This window comes from Myxococcales bacterium, assembly GCA_012513515.1.
GTDB lineage: Bacteria > UBA10199 > UBA10199 > 2-02-FULL-44-16 > JAAZCA01 > JAAZCA01.
The window spans coordinates 27,030-46,488 of record JAAZCA010000016.1 but is presented as its reverse complement, the minus strand read 5'-3'; the positions used below and the strand labels follow the sequence as shown (position 1 = coordinate 46,488).

General features: G+C 50.8%; 23 protein-coding genes. 7 read left to right on the top strand and 16 right to left on the bottom strand.

The annotated features are described in order from the left end of the window. The 10 genes from GX659_03355 to pal all read right to left on the bottom strand — a co-directional run. A partial coding sequence (locus GX659_03355; GenBank protein ID NLD27825.1) for a nitroreductase occupies positions 1–302 on the bottom strand: 302 nt, incomplete at its 3' end. Positions 303–378: 76 nt separating this feature from the next. After that, positions 379–1,011, bottom strand: a complete 633-nt coding sequence (locus GX659_03350; GenBank protein NLD27824.1) for a DUF502 domain-containing protein — start codon at positions 1,009–1,011, stop codon at positions 379–381. A gap of 9 nt (positions 1,012–1,020) precedes the next feature. After that, positions 1,021–2,262, bottom strand: a complete 1,242-nt coding sequence (locus tag GX659_03345) for an amidohydrolase family protein (GenBank protein ID NLD27823.1) — start codon at positions 2,260–2,262, stop codon at positions 1,021–1,023. A gap of 164 nt (positions 2,263–2,426) precedes the next feature. Then, entirely contained in the window at positions 2,427–3,266 is an 840-nt protein-coding gene (locus GX659_03340) for a pantoate--beta-alanine ligase (protein NLD27822.1), read from the bottom strand. A gap of 5 nt (positions 3,267–3,271) precedes the next feature. Next, entirely contained in the window at positions 3,272–4,081 is an 810-nt protein-coding gene (panB, locus tag GX659_03335; protein ID NLD27821.1) for a 3-methyl-2-oxobutanoate hydroxymethyltransferase, read from the bottom strand. A gap of 8 nt (positions 4,082–4,089) precedes the next feature. Further along, the gene (locus GX659_03330; GenBank protein ID NLD27820.1) at positions 4,090–4,728 is read right to left on the bottom strand and encodes a deoxynucleoside kinase; all 639 of its coding nucleotides are present in this window, start codon (positions 4,726–4,728) and stop codon (positions 4,090–4,092) included. A gap of 92 nt (positions 4,729–4,820) precedes the next feature. Further along, positions 4,821–5,660, bottom strand: a complete 840-nt coding sequence (gene rsmA / locus GX659_03325) for a ribosomal RNA small subunit methyltransferase A (GenBank protein ID NLD27819.1) — start codon at positions 5,658–5,660, stop codon at positions 4,821–4,823. After that, positions 5,657–6,694 carry a tRNA (adenosine(37)-N6)-threonylcarbamoyltransferase complex transferase subunit TsaD gene (tsaD, locus tag GX659_03320; GenBank protein NLD27818.1) on the bottom strand — a complete coding sequence of 346 codons (1,038 nt, stop codon included), beginning with the start codon at positions 6,692–6,694 and terminating at the stop codon, positions 5,657–5,659. Before tsaD ends, rsmA begins: the two co-directional genes overlap by 4 nt. A 1-nt stretch (position 6,695) precedes the next feature. Beyond that, positions 6,696–7,598 carry a tol-pal system protein YbgF gene (ybgF, locus tag GX659_03315; protein NLD27817.1) on the bottom strand — a complete coding sequence of 301 codons (903 nt, stop codon included), beginning with the start codon at positions 7,596–7,598 and terminating at the stop codon, positions 6,696–6,698. Between the two features lie 101 nt (positions 7,599–7,699). Continuing rightward, on the bottom strand, positions 7,700–8,122 hold the full coding sequence (pal, locus tag GX659_03310) for a peptidoglycan-associated lipoprotein Pal (GenBank protein ID NLD27816.1): 423 nt from the start codon (positions 8,120–8,122) through the stop codon (positions 7,700–7,702). A 194-nt stretch (positions 8,123–8,316) separates the two neighbouring features. On the opposite strand from pal, the gene GX659_03305 reads away from it, so the two are divergent. Both GX659_03305 and GX659_03300 read left to right on the top strand, forming a co-directional pair. After that, positions 8,317–8,697 (top strand): hypothetical protein, encoded by a 381-nt coding sequence (locus GX659_03305; GenBank protein ID NLD27815.1) that lies wholly within the window; start codon positions 8,317–8,319, stop codon positions 8,695–8,697. Then, positions 8,694–9,041, top strand: coding sequence for a hypothetical protein (locus GX659_03300; protein ID NLD27814.1), 348 nt, complete (start codon positions 8,694–8,696; stop codon positions 9,039–9,041). The genes GX659_03305 and GX659_03300 overlap by 4 nt, the downstream gene beginning before the upstream one ends. Before the next feature lie 29 nt (positions 9,042–9,070). On the opposite strand, the gene GX659_03295 is transcribed toward GX659_03300, so the two are convergent. From GX659_03295 to GX659_03270, 6 genes are all read right to left on the bottom strand, one after another. Beyond that, on the bottom strand, positions 9,071–9,820 hold the full coding sequence (locus GX659_03295) for a hypothetical protein (GenBank protein NLD27813.1): 750 nt from the start codon (positions 9,818–9,820) through the stop codon (positions 9,071–9,073). After that, a complete protein-coding gene (locus GX659_03290; protein NLD27812.1) occupies positions 9,817–10,275 on the bottom strand; it encodes a transcriptional regulator in 459 nt (152 codons plus the stop codon). Before GX659_03290 ends, GX659_03295 begins: the two co-directional genes overlap by 4 nt. Before the next feature lie 16 nt (positions 10,276–10,291). Next, complete coding sequence (locus GX659_03285; GenBank protein NLD27811.1) at positions 10,292–10,669, bottom strand: hypothetical protein; 378 nt, start codon at positions 10,667–10,669, stop codon at positions 10,292–10,294. A 245-nt stretch (positions 10,670–10,914) separates the two neighbouring features. Continuing rightward, positions 10,915–11,340, bottom strand: coding sequence for a hypothetical protein (locus tag GX659_03280; protein ID NLD27810.1), 426 nt, complete (start codon positions 11,338–11,340; stop codon positions 10,915–10,917). Between the two features lie 10 nt (positions 11,341–11,350). Next, entirely contained in the window at positions 11,351–13,423 is a 2,073-nt protein-coding gene (locus GX659_03275; protein NLD27809.1) for an alkaline phosphatase family protein, read from the bottom strand. 54 nt (positions 13,424–13,477) lie between these two features. Beyond that, positions 13,478–14,911, bottom strand: a complete 1,434-nt coding sequence (locus tag GX659_03270) for a radical SAM protein (protein NLD27808.1) — start codon at positions 14,909–14,911, stop codon at positions 13,478–13,480. A 48-nt stretch (positions 14,912–14,959) separates the two neighbouring features. Here GX659_03270 and GX659_03265 point away from each other — a divergent pair, with 48 nt between their 5' ends. From GX659_03265 to GX659_03245, 5 genes are read left to right on the top strand one after another with little or no spacing between them, the layout of a single operon-like run. Next, the gene (locus GX659_03265) at positions 14,960–15,487 is read left to right on the top strand and encodes a hypothetical protein (protein NLD27807.1); all 528 of its coding nucleotides are present in this window, start codon (positions 14,960–14,962) and stop codon (positions 15,485–15,487) included. After that, entirely contained in the window at positions 15,484–16,191 is a 708-nt protein-coding gene (gene thiE / locus GX659_03260) for a thiamine phosphate synthase (GenBank protein ID NLD27806.1), read from the top strand. The genes GX659_03265 and thiE overlap by 4 nt, the downstream gene beginning before the upstream one ends. After that, positions 16,181–16,960 carry a bifunctional hydroxymethylpyrimidine kinase/phosphomethylpyrimidine kinase gene (gene thiD / locus GX659_03255; protein NLD27805.1) on the top strand — a complete coding sequence of 260 codons (780 nt, stop codon included), beginning with the start codon at positions 16,181–16,183 and terminating at the stop codon, positions 16,958–16,960. The genes thiE and thiD overlap by 11 nt, the downstream gene beginning before the upstream one ends. 36 nt (positions 16,961–16,996) lie before the next feature. Continuing rightward, positions 16,997–18,229: a M20 family metallopeptidase gene (locus GX659_03250; protein ID NLD27804.1), complete on the top strand. Its 1,233-nt coding sequence runs from the start codon at positions 16,997–16,999 to the stop codon at positions 18,227–18,229. Positions 18,230–18,265: 36 nt separating this feature from the next. After that, on the top strand, positions 18,266–19,345 hold the full coding sequence (locus GX659_03245) for a hypothetical protein (protein ID NLD27803.1): 1,080 nt from the start codon (positions 18,266–18,268) through the stop codon (positions 19,343–19,345). Positions 19,346–19,459 lie beyond the last annotated feature (114 nt).

Genomic DNA, 19,459 nt, shown 5'->3' with positions numbered 1-19,459 from the left:
TTGTCGTCGATGGAGATCTCCTCATCCATCCTGTTTTGGGGAAGTTTGGCTTTAAGATCGGCGACTATTGCTATCGTCAATGGGGCGGAAAGTATCCATTCCTGCCTGCCAGCTACCTTGAAGAGCTCTTCTTTTGTCTTAGCATCGTTTACTATTATGAAACGCCACGGCTGCGAGTTATTGCCGGAAGGCGCCATCTGTCCCGCAGTCAGAATTCTCATGAGAACTTCTTCCGGCACCGGCTCGCTTTTATATTTTCTGACGCTCCTCCTGTTTGTGGCGAGATCTAAAAAGCTTTTCATATCTTCTCCATATCTGAAAGAGGCCCTGTAAACCACAGTTCAATAATTTTTGTCGGATGGGTTTACTGGATTACCGTCAAACCTGACTTTCCGGCTGGTTTATGATCCCGCCGCTGATCAGCAGTTTAAATGCCTCGTCTATGTCAATGTCGATCGTTTTCACATCTGATTTTGGGAGTATTATCATGAACCCCGAGGTAGGGTTGGGGGTAGTGGGTACGAATACGTTTACCATCTCTTGCGGGGATAGTTTTTTAGTTTCCTTATAGGCGTCGCTGGTTACAAATCCTATCACCCAGCATCCGCGCCTTGGATATTCTACCGCCACGACGCTCTTGAAACGCTCCTCATGGTTGGCGAGAATGGTTGCCATTAATTTTTTTATTCCGCTGTAGATACTTCTTCCGAGTGGAATCTTGGCTATTATCCTGTCGCCTATTACCACCATGTATCTTCCTATGTACAGGCGTGTGAAGATTCCTACGATCAGTATTAGGACTATCGTAGCGACAAGTCCGAATCCAGGGATGTCCACGCCGAAGATGCTTTGCGGTCTCAAGTTGCTTGGCAGAAAAGACATCATCATCGAATCGAAAGAGTTGATGATGAGCTTCAGTATGAGATAGGTGGCGATTAGCGGGACCAGCACCGCGGTTCCCGCCAGCATGTACTTTTTGAATATTTCCTTAAGTCCGCTCAGAATTTTCATGATCCATTCTCACTTCAGGACGTTGCCGCCTACAAGCACCAGCTTTACGTGCTGCGGATCGATATTTTTTATCATCGTGTCGTAGATGGAATCGTCGCAGGGAATATCGGGCAGCGCTACGGCTATGAGGTCGGCCTTTTTCCCCGGCTCGAGCGTCCCGATTATGTGGTCGAGTCCCATTGCGCGCGCGCTTCCTATGGTGGCCATCTGCAGCGCTTCCTTGCAGGTTGGAAGCGGATCGGAGGCGCATTCCACGGCCGTCCTCATCTCATGCCACATGTTGAATCCAAGTTTGGATTGCCAGCAGTCGGTTCCCATCCCTACGGGTATTCCGTGCTCTGCCAACTTTCCATACGGGAAATTTCCGTGTTTCATGATTCTGTTTGAACTTGGGCAGTAGACGACCTTTACCAGATTTCTGGCCATGTGCGAGAGGTCGCTGTCGGAAAGGTGGAGCGCTCCGATGACGGTCGTGGGGGCATCGAAGAACCCTATTTCGGATAGAAAAGATATCGGGGTCTTCCTGAACGCCGGAGGCAGCTCTTTCCACCCAAGGCTTGGGAAAACTTCATTCGCTATAGGACCTTCTGAATCAAAGAAAAACTCCATCTCGGAGAATGACTCGGCGGCGTGTATGACGAGAGGTATCGAACTTTCCTTCGCATGCTGGCTTATGATTTTTAGAAGGTTTCTTGATAGCAGGTATGGTGCGTAGGGACCCAGGCCAACTCTGATCCTGTCGTGCGTCGCATCCGTGTATTTTTCCAGAAGCGCAAGGGCCACTTCGAAGCGCTGCTGGGCGTGTTCCCCTCTGCCTGCAAGAATTTCGGGATAGACTATCGCGCGCAGCCCCATCTCGCGCAGCAGCTTGAAGGTGCCTTCGAAGTGGGTCATATCGCCTACGCATGTGACCCCCGTTTCGATTAGCCTTGAGATCCCCTTTTGAATCCCGTCTATGACGGCTTTTGAATCGGCATCCTGCTTGTAGTCGATGCTGGTAATAAGGCTCTCGATGAAATCAACTCTTGTATTTAGCGGGTCGTCCTGCGGCACGGAGATGTTGTAAAAATTTACCAGATCTAGGTGACAGTGTGCGTTTACGAGCCCGGGCATCAGCACGCATCCGTCATAATTTTTTATGGTGGCGGACGGATACTGCCATTTGACTTCGTCGAGGGTTCCGAATGCGTAGATTTTTCCGAGCTCTATTGCGACGGCTCCGTTTTTCAAAACTGGGGCCCCGCTCGTCATAGGCAAAGCAACAGAAGCGCTAATTATTTCCATATGTTATAGCTCCAGATTCATGTATTTTTCTATTTATGCGGCTCAATTTAGCAGAAGAATGATGCAGGGGCAACGAGCAATTGTTCATTTGTAGGGGGGGGTTATACAACCGCTCGGGCGGGATTTCGGCCCTAGATCGAGACATTATCTATCAACCTGGTCTTTCCAAAAAATGCAGCGACTAAGAGTCGGGCGGGACGGTCGCAGGAAGGGATATTATCTAGGTTTTTTGCATCGACGAGATTTATGTAGTCGATTTTGCCAAGCTCGGAGCTTTCTATTTCCTGCGCCACTATTCCGACGATCTTCGAAGAGTTTTTTTCTCCTGCCATCGCAGCTTTTTTTGCTTTGTTCAGTCCGGCATTTATCGAGAGCGCAGCAGTTCTTTCCTCCTTTGTGAGATAGGCATTTCTGGAGCTCATCGCCAAGCCATCGCTTTCTCTTACGATAGGGGAAGCTATTATTTCGAGACTCATATTCAAGTCCGCGACCATGCGTTTTATGACTATAAGCTGCTGGTAGTCTTTTTCACCGAAGATGGCAAAGTTTGGAGAGACTATGTTGAATAGTTTTGCCACTACGGTGGTCACCCCTCTGAAGTGGGATGGTCTGGAAATTCCGCATAGTTTTTCGGTAAGGTTTTCTACCGATACGTACGTTCGATATTCGCACGGATACATCGTGTCATCGCTGGGGAAAAAGACTGCGCTTACTCCACAAGTTTCGGCTTTTGTGAGGTCTCCATCCAAGTCCCTTGGGTAGGAGGAGAGATCCTCGGTTGGCGCAAACTGTGCTGGGTTTACGTATATCGACAGGACGAGATCGTCCGCCAGCTCTTTGCCTTTTTTCAGAAGGGAAAGATGCCCCTGGTGAAGCGCCCCCATCGTCGGGACGAATGATATCTTCTTTCCATCTGCGCGGCGCGAGGCGGACCACGCCTTCATCTCTTCTACGGTTTTGATTATTTTCATGGGTTTTATTTTTTATTTGCGGCGAAGCTATGTTCTTCGGATGGAAATTTCCCTGTCTTGACCTCGGAGGCGTACTTAGTAACGGCGTCCGATATGAAACTTTTTCCATCAGCATAGACCTTCAGATATTTAGGATGGAATGACGGGTCAAAGCCCAGCAGATCGTATATGACAAGCACTTGCCCCGAACAGTGAGGGCCGGAGGAGATTCCTATCGTTGGAATCGATACGCGCGAGGTGATATCGGCTGCTGTTTCGGTTGCGACGCCTTCGAGCAGGAGCATGAAAGCGCCGGCATTTTCGAATGCTGAGGCTTCTGCAAGGAGGGCTTCCGCTTCCTCGTTATTTTTTCCGTGAATTCGGTAGTTCCCCATCATCCTGATCGTTTGCGGCTTGAGCCCTATATGTGCGATGACCGGTATTCCCGCAGCCGTCATCAGACGGACGGTATCGACCATTTCCATTCCACCTTCTAGTTTCACCGCGTCGGCGTTTCCTTCTCTCAATATCCGACCGGCTGCGAGCATGGCCTGTGTCCTGGATGCCTGGTAGCTCATGAATGGAAGGTCGGCTATTACCAGCGCCGATTTGGTTCCGCGGCTGACGCATTTGGTGTGATAGATTATTTCATCCAGCGTGACGGGTATCGTCGTTTCATGTCCCTGGACGACCATCCCCAGCGAATCGCCGACGAGGATCATGTCTATCTGTGATTCATCCAGTATCTTGGCGAAGGTGGCATCGTATGCGGTGAGCATAGTCAGTTTTTCGCCGCCCCTGTAACGTTTTACGAGCTGTGGAATAGTTTTCTTCAATTTGTTTGCTACCTTGCGATGAGATGGACGGTTCCGCCCTTGTGTCCGAGGATTTCTTTTTTGAGCGTCTCGAAATCCTCCCTGTTTTCGATATAGTTCTGATTCGTGGTGTCGACCACGAGAAGCGGGGTGTTGTTGTAGTTTACGAAGTATCTATTATAGGCCTCGGTGAGTTTATCCAGATAACTTTCGTCGATCGATCTTTCAAAGTCTATCCCGCGTTTTCTTATTCTCTGCAAGAGCACGTTGGAGTCCGCTCTCAGGTAAACCACAAGTTCGGGTTTGGGCAACCTTTCTTTGAGCAGACCGAATATAGTATTATAAAGAGCAAGCTCATCTTCGGAAAGATTTATCTCGGCAAATATCGAGTCCTTCGCGAAGGTGTAATCCGTAAGGATCGTCTGTTGAAAGAGATCGCGCTGCTTGAGCTCTATCTGCTGCTGGTATCGCGAGAGGAGAAAGAACAGCTGTGTTTTGAAGGCGTTTTTCTTCCTGTCCTTATAGAAGTCGGAGAGGAATGGGTTTTTGTCGGAAAGTTCCAAACAGAGATGCCCACCGAGGGATTCTGCAAGCATCTTAGCCAGCGTCGTTTTGCCAGATCCTATGGGGCCGTCAACAGCGATATATTTCACATCCTTCTCAGGCATACGCGCCCTATAACAGAGGGCCGAGCCTTTGTCTAGAACCTAGAAAAATTTTGGAGGGGTCCGTGTGCGACTCGTATAGCCTGGCTGGAGGATTATTGAGTGAGCAGATTTGAGAGGGCGATAAACTCTTTAACGGAGAGGGTTTCCGCCCGGCGCTTTGGGTCGATTCCCAAATTTGTGAGGGCGGAGTCTATCTTTACTGCCGAAAACAACTGATCTTTTGATTCCAACAGAGAGTTTCTTATGGTCTTTCGGCGCTTTCCAAATGCCGCTTTGACTGTTTTTATAAAGACTTCTTCGCTGCCTATTTTATCTTCGGGATCTGAGAATTCTATCATCAAGATCGACGAGGTGACTTTTGGGGGCGGAAGAAAATTATTTGGAGATACATCGAAGAGCTTGGAGCATCTCGCGAAGGCCTGAAGTATCACTGAAAGTATTCCGTATTCCTTTCCTCCGGGTTTTGCAGCGAGTCTTTGCGCCACCTCTTTTTGGACCATTATCACGGCCTTCGAGATATTTTTGCGCGAGTCGATCATCCAAAATACTATCTGAGATGAAATGTTGTAGGGAAGGTTGCCTATTATCTTAACGCGCTTTTTATTTTCTATCAGGTCGGGCAGTTTCACCTTGAGTATGTCGGAATATACGATCTTCACATTTTTTCTATCAGACATCCTGGATTTTAATATCTCTATCATGTCGGCATCGGCATCTATCGCTATTACGCTTTTGGCCGCATCAGATATAAAAGGGGTCATGACTCCTGGACCAGGACCTATCTCTACGACCGTGTCGCCCCTCGTTATTGCCAAGGAGGCTACTATTTTTTTGATCGTTGGCGTTGCGTGAAGAAAATGCTGGCCGAGCTTTTTTTTAGGCCTTATCTCAAAGTTCCTGAGGATGGAGTGGACAGACTCGCTTTTTTTCAATTGATTCCTATCTCCTGGTTTGAAATCGCGGCCAGGTCGAAGCCGTTTCTTTCACCTCGGATGAGTTTTTCATGGCCTACATTTGCGATCATGGCTGCATTATCCGTGCATAGATTCATGTCAGGAATAAACGACCTGATTCCGCGTTCATCGGACTTTTCAGCTAGCAGGGCGCGGAGCCTTCTGTTGGCTGCGACTCCTCCGGCCAGCACGACCGATTTACATGATGAAATCTCGGCGGCTTCGAGAAGGCTTTGGGTCAGTATCCTTGCGACGGATTCCTGAAAGCTGGCAGCGATGTCGGCCGCCATCTCCTGCGACAGCCCTTCGCTTTGGGAGTGTTTTCTGTGCAGATTCAAAACCGCGGTTTTTATCCCAGAAAAACTGAAATCGAATTGGCGCGGCACGATTCCGCGCATGGTTTTTTCCGAGAAGTGTGGCTTGTTGAAAATGAACGCCTTTGGATTTCCTTTTTCAGCGGCGCGATCTATCGCAGGTCCGCCGGGATATCCCAGTCTCAGCAATTTAGCGACTTTGTCAAAGGCCTCCCCGGCTGCGTCGTCCCTGGTCGCTCCGAGCAGTTCGTAATCTGAAAAAGATCTTACGAGATATATGCTGGTATGACCGCCCGAAACGACGAGCCCAGCGTATGGGTGCTCGATCTCTCCAAACTGAAGCGATGCCGCATGAAGATGTCCCTCGAGGTGATTCACGCCTACAAGAGGCAGGTTTTTGGAGTAGGCTATTCCCTTGGCGGCGGAGATTCCAACTAGCAGAGAGCCGACGAGTCCGGGGGCGTTTGTAACGGCGATACCCTCAATGTCATCAAGCGTCATCGAGGCGCCGGTCAATGCCCCTTCGATCACAGGGACGATATTTTCCAGATGGCGCCTTGATGCGAGCTCAGGAACTACGCCGCCGAATCTTTCATGAACGTCATGCTGCGTGGCGACGACATTGGAGAGTATCTTTCCCGAGTCGAAGACTGCGGCGGCGGTTTCGTCGCACGACGATTCTATTCCCAGCACTATCATATTAGAACTTTCCGGGAGGTACCGTCTTGCCGGGCTTCGCCGCCGGAATTTTTTCCGGTTCAGGGGTCGTCCCCATCATCCTGGAGCGCTGCTGCTCTATCGTCTCGCCCGGATATGAGCCAGTTCCTCCTCCTACAGGAGCGATACCCGATGCTTTCGCCTCGCGCTCTTTGATCTTCGTCAATTTTTCAGTTGCCATGGCCGCTACTTCGCTGGTTGGCTCTCTCTGTATTACCTTGTTGAAAAATGCTTTTGCCTCTTCGGTCATCCCCAGCTCATAGAATGAATTTCCCTGCTTGAAAATTGCGAGTCCTGTGTTTTTGTCGCGTGGATATTTTTCGATGAATCTCTGGAACTCCTGAATGGATCGCTGATAATCCCTCATGGAATAGAAGCACTCTCCCACCCACATCAGCGCACTGGGTGCAAATTCGCTCTTTGGGTATTTTTTCAAAAACTGCTCGAATGACGCGGCGGCTTCGAGATATTTTGATTCATTAGCCAGATCGAGTCCCGTCTGGTACAGGTCCCCTTCGGCTGCGGCCTCCGGTGCTATCTTGGCCAGAGCTTTGGAAAGCTGGCTTGAAAATATGGACATCCTGTCTTCTATCGAAGTAATCCTGTGGTCTAGAGAGTCCATCCTTCTGGATAATTCCTCTCCCTGCGAGGTTATGAGGTGTCGGTTGGCATCGACGTGCCCCTTCATCATATTCCAATCTTCGCGTATCGCTTCGACCTGAGCTATGGACGATGCGACATTCTGATTGTTTGATGTGTAGGTTCGCTGAATGTTCTGCAGCTGCTCATCCAGGGATTTTATCTTGTCATCCAGCGGCCCGGCAAATGATACGGATGATATCAGCGCGGCGACCGGGATCGCTAAAAAACTCACGACTTTCCTCATTGAATCCTCCTTTTAAAAATTCTGCAGCGAGACCTACAACAAAACAGCGCGCCCTGCAATGGGCGCGCTGTCTATTTTGCATCTTAATATTTTTGATAAAATCAGCGGGCTACGAAATCAGCGCGCCTGTTCTGCCACCAGCAGCTCTCGTCGTGCTGCGTACAAAGAGGACGTTCCTTGCCGTAGCTCATGGTCTGAATCCTGCTGGCAGGTATTCCGAGATTTACGAGATAATCCTTGGCTGACTTCGCGCGGCGATCGCCGAGGGCGATGTTGTACTCAATGGATCCGCGTTCATCGCAATTACCTTCGATAGTAACATTGGCCTTACTATTTGACTGCAACCACGCTGCGTTTCCGCGGAGGACCGGTTCATATTCCGGCTTTATATTCGACCTGTCGAAATCGAAATGAACCCTCTGCAGAGCGCTCGCCTTTGCAGCAGGCTTCTTCTGGTGCTGTGCGCACCCAAACAGAAAAGCTGTGCAAAGTACCGCCACCACCAACAACGACAATTTCCTCATGACACCCCTCCTTAAAATTTTGTATTTTCAGCCGGTTATTTTGATGTCAAAAAAACCTTATGAAAACGAGCATATATGTGGGTAGCTTTTACGTGACCACCCCCTAAAAGTCAAGGAACATAATGTCTAGCGGTTTTATTTTTAAGCGATGTGCCTCCTTGCATCGGCCGGGGGGCTCAACTATAGATGATGGCATGGCTAGACAGAGGCGCATAATAATCGCGGACCGTTCAGAGCTCGCCGCAAATATGTACCGCTTGCTTCTAGAGCCACTTGAGGCGGAGCTTGTGATAAGGAAGCGCTTTGAAGAGGCCAGGCCTCATTTCTTCAGGCGTGAAAAGTGTGACATGGCCATCATCAATTCCAATATTTTCGGCAAGAAATTTGACGATATAGTCCAGGGCATGGTCGAGGCTATCCCGGTCGGGGCCGTGCCGAAGATATTCATATGCAAGGAGAACGAAATCTCCGGCAATCATGGGAGGATGCTGGCCTCGGTAAAGAAAAGCTGGCTTTTGCGTAGGCCATTTCATCCTGATGAACTCTTCGAACTTGTCGGGAGGCTCCTGCCATGACAAGGGGTACGCTCACAAAGATCGCCGAAAAGAGGATCCACCAGCGCAGACCTCACCGGACTCAGGTGGTCTTCGAGGATGAATTCGGAGAGGGGCTGTTTTACGTCTATTCGATGGACATCAGCATGGGGGGGCTCTTTTTGGAGTCGGATATACCTCTGAAGATAGGGACCATGCTCTTTCTCTCGTTTGCGCTGCCTGGGCATAGGCGTCCAGTGCGGGTTACAGGAAAGGTCGTGAGAAGGAGCGAAGGGAGAGGCGGCAGGGGAGGAGGTTTGGGGATAAGCTTCCTCGGGCTTTCCGAACTTGCCATGAAGAGGCTCTGGGCATTCCTGAAGGTTTAGATCGCTGGCCTAAATTCGGGAATTGTCCGTCATTCGTACGCGCTGCACTGGGCTTCTTTCCACGGGAACCGGTCCTGTGAAACTCTCCTCCAGAAAGGTCGGCCGCCGGCGCGCCATGCGTCTATTGCGATTCCGCTTTCGAAGGGGGCTCCAATCGCCGTGATCACAAGGGCGTTGTTCTCGCGAAATGTCCTTGCGTATGCTTCTCCCCACCTGTACTCGAGATGTTCCCAGTGACTTTTGGAGAGTTCGGATATCAAGTCTATGACGTAGTGGTAGCAGAAGCCGCGCTTGGCCGTTCCGCTGTTGATCTGCAGATTTCGAAATAGCGCCGTGAATTTGATTCGGTATTCCTGCGATATATCGTAGAGCTTTTGTACTATGACCTTGGCCATTAAATCGGCCTCCAAGGTGGCCTTTTCAGAAGGGGATGGGCCCAACAATTCCAGTAAGGACTTTTTTAAATCGGATACGTACTGCCAGAATTTTATTTCTTCTTTTATCTTTGAATGTTCGGGCAGGGCGGTCTTTTCAGAAGATGAAAGCCTGATTTTTTTATTTCTGGAATACCGTTCGATTTTCTCAAGGCTCGACCTCGTGCCGAGGGCGCTCATCCTTGTTTCATAATCGGAAAGGATTTCCTCCGCGGGTCTCCCTAAATCCTCCTGCGTCATTTGATGAACAGGGAGCAGATACGCCGACGCTGCGGATGCCGGCAATAGCAGAACCAACACGACTGTCAGAGAAAATAACGAGCGAAAGATGCAGCATGTTTTCATCTAGATTTCCTCATCTGGGCGAATGATTTTTCGAGATATTCGATGCGGCGTTTTATGTTTTCGATCTCAGATTTCACGTGTGGAATTTCCTGTATATTGCTTACTGCGGGGCGGACCTTGTCATCCACGAAATCTTTTACGTGCCCTATCTCGCGCGCTCCGATCGACATCAGGTCCTTGAGGGCCTCGCCGCTTCCCTGGATGATCTGTCTGAACGTCCCGAGCGGCTGGACGTTTGTCTTTTTCTTTTGTTCTTCGAAGATGATCTGTGCGAGCGTCATTGCGGTAAGATCCTCCTTGGTTGCGTTGTCTATGACCTGTACTTCGTCCCCGAGCTTTATCATCTCGCCGATATCCTCAAGCGTGACGTAGCAGGAATCTGAAGTGTCATACAATTTTCTGTTCTGATATCTCTTTATGACTTTCGGTTTTCTTTCAGTCATATGTCCTCCCATATTAACTTGTGAGACCTTATTTTCTGCGACCGCCTTTTTTGCGGTTGTGAACTGGATTTTTGTGAGAACGCGGTGTTTTGTCGGATGAGTTTTTCATCTCTTCGCCAACTGAGCTCAGGAAGCTTTTAGCTATATGTTCCGCCGCTTGCTTGACCGGGGAGATCTCCAGGATGCTTTTTCCCAGATCATCCGCCACGGCCATGGCTTTCGAAAAGAAACTGGCCAGATGCTGTTTCGACGCCGAGTCGGGGGAGTTTTCCACGTAGTCCTTGCAGAAGCGCAGCGCTCCCCGGGCCGCGAGAAGTATCTCCCTTCCGGCTGCCATCACATGGTTTTTCGTATCTCCCTGGTCGTAAGAAGCCTTGCGGGTGGACGTTCTTTTCGGCTTTTTCATTGCCGTTTCCTTCTGAAGATCCGCTTTCCTTCGCGTGCCATGACTATGACGACCGTGGTCAGGAGAAAGAGCGTTATCTCCGGGAGACCGAATCCTTCAAGAAATTCGCGTATGGTTGGCATGGGCGAGAACTAACAATATTGCGTCATGATTGTCCAGAGTAAATTTTGCACTATGCTTAAAATAGGCAATTATTACAATGAATTATGTGTTTATTTAAAAATGATGCAGGGTCTCGCGCGTCATTAATTCGAACGTTTTGAGAGCGAAGCGACAGGGAGGGTTTCATCATCCTTCCAGAAAAGCCAGAGCAGTATCGCGTTCACGTGGGCCATGAAGAGCAACAGCAGAAATTCTGCGGCGAGAAATGGCGTAGGATCAGCGACAAGCGCAGCAGCGTTAAATATAGTCATTATGTACGCAACCGGGACGAGCGTCTTTTTGAACTGTAGCTCTATTCCGGTAAACCTCTTGGCGTCCCTGTGCCAATGGATCATCGCACATGCCCGAATGAAGAGGTAGAGAAATGCTATGCAGAGAAAAAGGACCTTCGATGATGCCGATGCTTCAAGGAAAAATATCTTTTTGCCAAGCCAAAGCAGCAGGAGGAATCCCGCAGTTTCTGAAATTTTTACCATGACGCTGAATCTGTTGAAAAAGAACTTTAGCATCGGCCTTTCCTTAGATCGCGTTACACTCGTAGCTTGAAGGATTTTTGCAGGATTCAAGAATTTTTATGATATCCTCGATGCGCTGAAGCTCCATCGAGGTTCTTCTGAATGCGCGCTCCGTGATTTTGATGTGATCTTCAAGATATCTCTGGTCGAAATCGGGATGCCCCTCCGGATTTTCCTTTATCGCCTGGAGTTTTTTTACGTAGCTCTGGACGGCTGCGAGCCTTCCTGAGCGCACCTTCAGCTCTTCCCTTGCTGCAGGTATCAACATGGAGAAAGAGGATGTCGGTATCTTCGGGGCAATCTGGTTTCTTACGAAGTGATCCATATCGACTATTTTGAAAACGGGCGGGTTGTTCGAAAATATTTTGTCCATCTCAGCAAGCTTGGCCGCTTCAGCGTTCTTGGCCGCCTTTTTACTTAACGGATTCCTTCCGTCGTAGTTTCCCTCATCTGCGGTGAGACCGAACCACTCGATCAGCAGAGGATAGAGATCTGTCTGGCGCATTGTACCGAACTTTCCTTTAGGCACGTCGGGGCCGGATATCATTGTGGGAACGCGCATGTCCTCCGAGGAGAGCCCGCCATGATTTCCGGCTTTCGCCTTTCTGAGTCCGTATCCATCAGAGGTTGTCAGATATATGTCGCCTCCGCGGCCGTCTTCGAAAATCAGTGAGGAGCTTATGATCGCATCGGGATACATCTCGTCGGCAGTTGCGTGCATCCATTCCAAAGATGAATGAGGGCTTCCGTCGAGAAGGTGTGAAAGTTCAGGGTTGGAAGAATAGTTGAAGGGATCTCCGAGCGAGCGGTCGAATTCGTAGCTGCAGTAGTCTGAGCGTCCTATCCTGAAGCAGTCTATGTCGGCGGATTTTCCATCCTTGGAAAAGATCCTGGAATTCCTCTCTCCCCTTCTGACGATTACGAATTCGGTAGCCTCGAGTTCGAGCAGCGATTTGATCAGGTCCAGATCGCCTCCGTGTATGCTGGGAAGGCTTCGAAGCGTTTCCGGATCTGTCAGAGGTTCGAATCCTCCGTCGTGCCTCACGTAGATATGCGTCGATACGACGCCTCTATCCGCTGCGAAGATGATGAATTTTTTATCTTTCGGGCTTCTCGGCTTGAAGTGGGCTCCCTTTTCTTCAAGCTCCTTCTGAAGTTTGAAGAGACGCCCGCTTTCGTGCATTCCGTGGTCGGCTGTAACTACGATGTAGGTCTTCTCCTTTAAGCCCCGTTTTCCCAGCAGCTCGTCGAACTGTGCCAGGAAGAGGTCAAATCGGGCCAGCACCCCTTCGACCTCGGGGCTTTTGGGGCCGAAATGGTGCCCGACGATATCGGAAGAATAGAGCCCAACCAAGGTGTATCTGGGGATTTTCCCAGCATCGTCATTCGAAAATATTTTCATCACGCGCTTGAGCGCAAGATCATCGACCTTTTCCCGGTTTCCGCTGACATATGCCGACCAGAGCGCCTTGATTGGAATCTTCGGATAGACGTACGAGGCTCCGCGATAAAAACTACTATAGATTGCGGCGCTGGGATGGCCTTCCAGCAATTCGAAAATAGAGGTTTTTTCACCAAGGTTCCCGCTCGCGGGGTTTATGAGGGCCAGCGTGTTGATCAGGTCTGAGTTCATCATCCTGTTTCCGGAGATCGTCATATAATCGACAACCTCCATTGTATTCCTGTCCATTCTCTGCAGGTGCGGTATTCCGGATCTTCCGGGTAGAAGTCCGGTCGCGTAGGATTGATAGACTGTGGTGGATGTCGACGGAAAGAGTGAGAGTCCTTTTTCAAATACCGCGCCGTTCTCGAAAAACATATTCGATATATTCGGGAGAAGACCTTTCTCGCGCGCGTTTTCGAATGCCTCGGCGTTGGTGCCGTCGAGGATGAAGTGGATGACGTAGGCATCGTTAATTCTACCCGGTGACTTTTCCACCGATTCATCTGCCTGTGGGGATAGAGCTCTCCTTCCGGCTGAGCTTCGTCCCTGATGGTGTCTCGAGGCCTCAAGAGGGTTTGAAAGAGCGGCAAAAATCAGAAAAAATATGATGAATGCGAATATTTTCTTGTCCATAGGGAAAGGAGCTCTATCACTGCATCGATGCGACCGTCAACCCTGCATTGGATTTTACAGGAGCCACGGGGCATGCTTTTTTATAGCTGCCTTAGGAGTTCCTGTTTCAAATGCGGTTTCCAGAAATTCGATCGCTTCCTTTCCTGCGGTGGCAAGAAATGCCTCGCACGCAGCGCTTTCCGGCGAGTCAAAGCCGAGCTTTAACCACGGCATTCTTCCGGCCGCCGATCGGAGAAGCTTGAAGCGTCTTTTTATTTCGGCGATTCCTTCGAATTTTGAAGAGGCCATCTTCGTTCCAGGCTTTGGTATGAAGGGGGATATTGTAACTTCAACCGATCCCGCTGAAGGGGCCTTCGGGCGGAACTTTGCCATCGTATCGCGGATCCTTTTGGCAAATTCCGGTATGGCTAGAATATCCCCGTCATCTTCGCCGGGCAGCCCTATCATGAAGTACAGGCGTATCCCCATTATTCCCGCGCTTGCCAGATTTTCGGCCGCGGAGAATATCATGGCATCGGAAAGTCCCTTCCCAAGCGTGTTGCGCAGGCTTTCCCTCGCGGCTTCGACGCCGATAGCGGAGCTCTTGTGCGAGGATCTGGCGAGTATCGCTGCGATCTCCGGGGTGATCGCGTCGGCGCGTATCGATGATGGGGAAAATTTTCCTCCGATCTCATGAATTTTTGCAGCGATATCGGAAAAATTCCTGTGGCTGAGCACATCGGAGCCGATGAGTCCGAAACGCTTTTTTCGGGTCTTTGCGCGTTCGATCATCGATATTATCTTTTCGACGCTCCTCTCCCTGAACGGGCTGTATATGCTGGGTGTTGCGCAAAACTTGCATCCGCGGGGGCATCCTCGCTGGAGTTCCATCAGGTGCATCTCTCCGAACTGAGCCTTCGGCGCTTCTATGACGCTTTCGCAATCGAAGGAGTCGAGATTTTCGAGATGCCTTCTGCGCGGCGAAAAATCTTTTTTGAGAATTATTTCAGGGAGCTCATCGGCAAATGCCTCGAATTCTCCGGGAATTGTCGAGTCGAAGATGGGGGAGAAGGGGGACTGATTTATAGTCGCTGCGGCACCTCCCGCGACAAGGACCGGAGCGTTTGAAGCTCGCGCCTCTCTTCGATGTTCGAGTCTGCCCAACGAGAGAATAGGGATTATGTTCATCAGGTCGTTTTCGAATGATACCGAAAATGCGATGCAGTCGAACTCCGAGAGAGGTCGCTGGCTTTCGAGCGAAAGGAGCCCGGTTTTGCTTCGCAGATGCTCCTTCATATCCGAAGGGTCTGGAAGGAAAAATCTCTCGCAGAGCATGTCGCTGCGCTCGTTGATTATCCTGTATAGGCTGTGTACCGCGAGATTTCCCATTCCTACCGAGTACCTGTTCGGATAGACGAGGGCTACCGATACCTTTCCGCCCGGATCTTTGACGATCGCGCCCTCTTCTCCCGCGAGAATCCCCTGCAATTTTTTGCGAAGTTTCCACATCTTGGAGGGGGAGATTGCCCTGTTTTCTTGGCGCTTGCAATCGCATATATGCCGAGATATCAGGTTTGTGAGGAGGGGAAGATGCTCCCATGGGGAAAAGGCGCAGAGGTCCTTCGAAGGGCCGAGGAAATTCTTTCCAGCTGCTGCGAGATGCTTTCTCTTCCCCCGAAGGCGATTTCCAAAAGCGGCCGCGAGTGGATAAGAAAGATCAGCTGGGAGGATGATGCGGAAATGCGTCGAGCGATATTTTATGCCGCGCTCGTCTCCCCCTCCGAGTCCATAGAGGCGGTTCATTTCCCTCCGAGACGCTGGAAGGACGGTGAAATTTTCGCTGAATTCGATTTCAAGCGGATGGCTATAGATAGGATCATGGAGGAAAAAATATCCCACTTCTTTGAGAGGCTGGGAAAAGTAAGCGCTACCGGGCTTTACAGGACGGTGATCCGACAGGTCGAAAGACCGCTCATAGAGGAATGTCTCAAATGGTCTGGTGGCAACCAGATGAAGGCCGCGCAGGTTTTGGGTATCAATAGAAATACGCTTCGAAAGAAGATGAAGGAGTTTGGCCTGGAATGAAGACTTCGCCATCCAGAAAAAAAGCGCAGATCTCTGGCCTGTACGCGATAGCCGACGAGGCGTGGAATCCGTTTCAGGGTTTCCGACCTCTGATCTTGAAATTTCTGCAGGGCGGTGCCAAGATCGTTCAGCTCAGGATGAAGAACTCATCTCCCGGCGAGGTAAGGCGTGATGCGCTGCTCATAGCCGCGCTGAAAAAAGACTTCGATTTCACCTTCATCCTGAACGACCATGCCGATATAGCGGCGGAGGTCGGTGCCGATGGAGTTCACGTAGGTGAAAATGACGAGCCGGTTGCGGATATCAAAAAGAGGCATGGGGAGCGACTGATCGTCGGTTATTCTTCGCACTCGATAGATGAGGCGCACTCGGCGCAGTCGGCGGGAGCGGATTACATAGCCTTCGGCGCTATTTTCCATACGATGACTAAGGGACCCGGTCATCCTGTGCAGGGGATAGAGAAGCTAAGGGCACTTGCCGCATCGGTAAGCCTGCCGGTGGTGGCTATAGGCGGAATATGCCGTGAAAATATCCGCAACGTGATATCCGCAGGAGCCGATTCTGTCGCCATGATTACGGCCCTGTCTCAGGCCAGCGATATATCCGGCGAAGTCGCATATTATTCCAAGATGTTCGACGACGTCAGTTCCTTAACCGGGAAAGGGCTGTCGCCGGGATGCTCAAGGGGGCAATGTGGAAAATAAGGTCGTCCTTGCCATAGGCGGAAGCGATCCCTCTGGAGGGGCAGGAATCCAGGCCGATATACACACCTTCAGGGATAACGGAGTCAGCGGCATCTTCGCGATCACGGCCGTTACCGCGCAGAACGACGAAGAACTTCTTTCAATTCATCCCACCCCCGCAGATCTCTTGACGCAGCAGCTGGCAACCGCATGCAAAGGGCGAAAGGTGGCCGCTGTCAAAATCGGAATGATTGCAACGAAATCCAATGCGCAGGCGCTGGCATGGTTTCTTCGAAGTCTGGCTCCGAATCATGTGGTAATAGATCCCGTTTTGCATTCCTCTTCAGGTGTGGCGCTGATAGAGCCGGATGGGTACACCTTCCTGAGACAAAGGCTTTTGCCGCTTGCCTCAGTTATCACTCCCAACCTCTCGGAGGCGAGCGCCATCGCCGGCATGAACATTTCAGGGCTTGAAGGGATGAGGACTGCCGCAGCTATAATACACAGGGAGAACATGAAACTCGGCGGCGGATTGCGCAAGGAGATGGCCGTCATAGTTAAGGGGGGGCACTTGGAGGGTGATGCGGTTGACGTCCTTTTCGACGGAAACGAATATCATTCGTTTACGGCCAACCGCATCGAAGGAGTTAGCCCGCGCGGAACCGGCTGCAGGTTCGCATCTGCGATAGCTGCCAACCTCGCAAAAGGCGTAAATCTTATCGATGCAGTGAGAACCGCCAAGGACTATCTCACCAGATATATCTCCGGCGGCTTAAAACCGCGGGGATGATTGCAATCAAAACATTTTTAAACAAGGGAGCCTTCCATGAAATCCAAGATCCGCGAGTATTTCAAGGCGCACAGAGATGAAATCAGGAAGAAGTCGCTCAAGCTGCTCTCCGAGATGGTGGCGGTAAGGTCGGTCAACTGCGGCAAGGCGCAGCTATCCGACCACCCATACCTCAAGATCAGCGGCGAGGAATCCAAGGTGGTAGATATCCTAAAAAGATATTTCGACGCAGCCGGAATAGATTACAAAGTTTACGAGATGATCGAAGGGCGTGGCAACATAATCGCTACTTACGGCGAGGGGGAAAAATCCCTCTGTATAGGCTGCCATCTCGATGTCGTTCCGGCGGGCGAGAGGGCTGAATGGGCGAGCGATCCGTGGGTCATGACCGAAAAAGATGGCAAGGTCTACGGCCGTGGCGTCATGGATAATAAGGGGCAGTCGGTTGCCTGTGTGATGGCGATGGAACTCCTGAAAAACGCCGGCGTTTCGCTTAAAGGAGAACTGGTTCTAGCTGCGCTCGCTGGCGAGGAATTTCGCGAGAAGGATGAACCCGATCCCGGTATAGCCTTCGTCACGTCCAAGGGATATCTGAAGCCGACCTTCGCGATCATCCCCGATATCGGCGGGCACATGATGAAGATAGACATTGCTGAGAAGGGGCGCACTGTCATCAAGGTAAAATCGCACGGCAAGCAGGCCCATGGATCTACGCCGGAGCTGGGAATTAACGCGATAGAGAAACTCGCCCACTTCATCGCCAAGGTCGAGAAGTTCGAACTTAAACACGAGCACCATCCCATCCTGAAAAAACCTTCGGTCAATCTAGGAATCATACGGGGTGGCAGCGCCGCGAATAACGTCGCCAACTACGCGGAGGCGATCTACGACATCCGCTACGTCCCCGGACAGAGTGCAGAGGGAATCGTAGCGGATATGAGGAGCTGCACGGAAGGCATAAAGGACGGGAGGTTTGAGTTCGAGATCCTCGACAATAATCCGCCGCATCAGGTCGATCCGGACAACATCCTTGTGAAAACGATACAGTCGAACGCGCGCGAGATCATCGGCCGCGAGCCTGAACCGTTCGGAATGGGGGGAGGGACCTTTGCTAAGCCCTTTAATCTGGCCGGGATACTCGCGGTTGGTTTTGGCCCTGGCGATGCCGACGATTTTCACGTCGCCAACGAGGCTTTGGATATAGAGGAGATGCTTCAGTTTATAGAGCTCATCGCCTGCATTTCCTGCGATCTGCTCGGAGTGAACTGATTTCTTGCCACGAAATTTTAAAAAAAGGAGAGAGCTATGGCATTCAATCTGGAGAAATTTTTTGTCGATATCTTCAACCCTGAAAAGGGGGAGGTGGTCACAGTAATTCACGACCTTCCTCACGGCGGAATTTCCGATATGTCGAGGTGGAAGGAACGACGCGCGATGGCTGCCGAGTGGAGGGAGGGCCTTTCGAAATTGGCTGGCAAATTCGGAGTCACCGTGAATCCGCTCGTCACATATCTCGCTACCGGCGGAAACAACGCGGATCTCCCCTCCATCTGCAGAATAGGCGACCGCGAGGCTAACTTTGAGGAGCTCATTTCTTCTTCAACGATCATAATAGTCATGCCGCAGTTTTCAGCCACGGCCCCCCTTTACAACTATGCGCGCAAGCTCGACAGGCTTCGCGTCGGCAGCATGCCGGGATGTCAGAAGTTCATGGAGGAGACCGGCCTTTCTGCTGACTATGCGAAGATAGCGGAACGTTGCAAACGTATCGCCCCGTATTTCGAAAAGGCAGTCGCAGGCGAAGTGGAATTTTCCACCGGTCACAAATGCTATTTCGATCTTTCCAATAATCTTCCTGTTCACAGGGATGACGGGATACTTCATCCCTCCAAGGCGGGGAAAGACGGCGCGCTATCCAACCTGCCTGCCGGAGAAGTCTTCGTAACTCCCAACGAAAATGACGGAAGCAAGACTGCGGGAGAGCTTCCCCATCGAATAGGTAACCAGACGGTCGTCTATGTCGTGAAGGGAAATCGCATCGTCGATGTAAAGGGCAGCGGGCCGGAGGTCGAAAAGCTGCGCGAGGAATTCGCGAAGGACCGCGCTTGGCAAAATATTGCGGAGTTCGCAATCGGCTGCAACGACAAGGCAAAAGTTACCGGCATCGTGCTGGAAGACGAGAAGGCAGGCTTTCACTGGGCCTACGGTCGCAGCGATCACTTCGGCGGCAAGACCGGCGTGAAGGATTTCATATCTCCTTCGCATGTCGTCCACCAGGATGTAGTGTATGCCAAGGACAGCCCGATATCATGCAAACTTCTGGAGGTCATCTACTCCGATGGCAAACGCGATGCGCTGATAAAGGATGGTGATATATTGGTGTAGATCTTGAGTATTCGAGATTAGAGCTATACGAACAGTTTTTATAGATAAAAATGAATCCGGGGATGCCTTTCGATAGTGCTCCCCGGATTTTCCTGAATCCGCCCTTTCGTACGA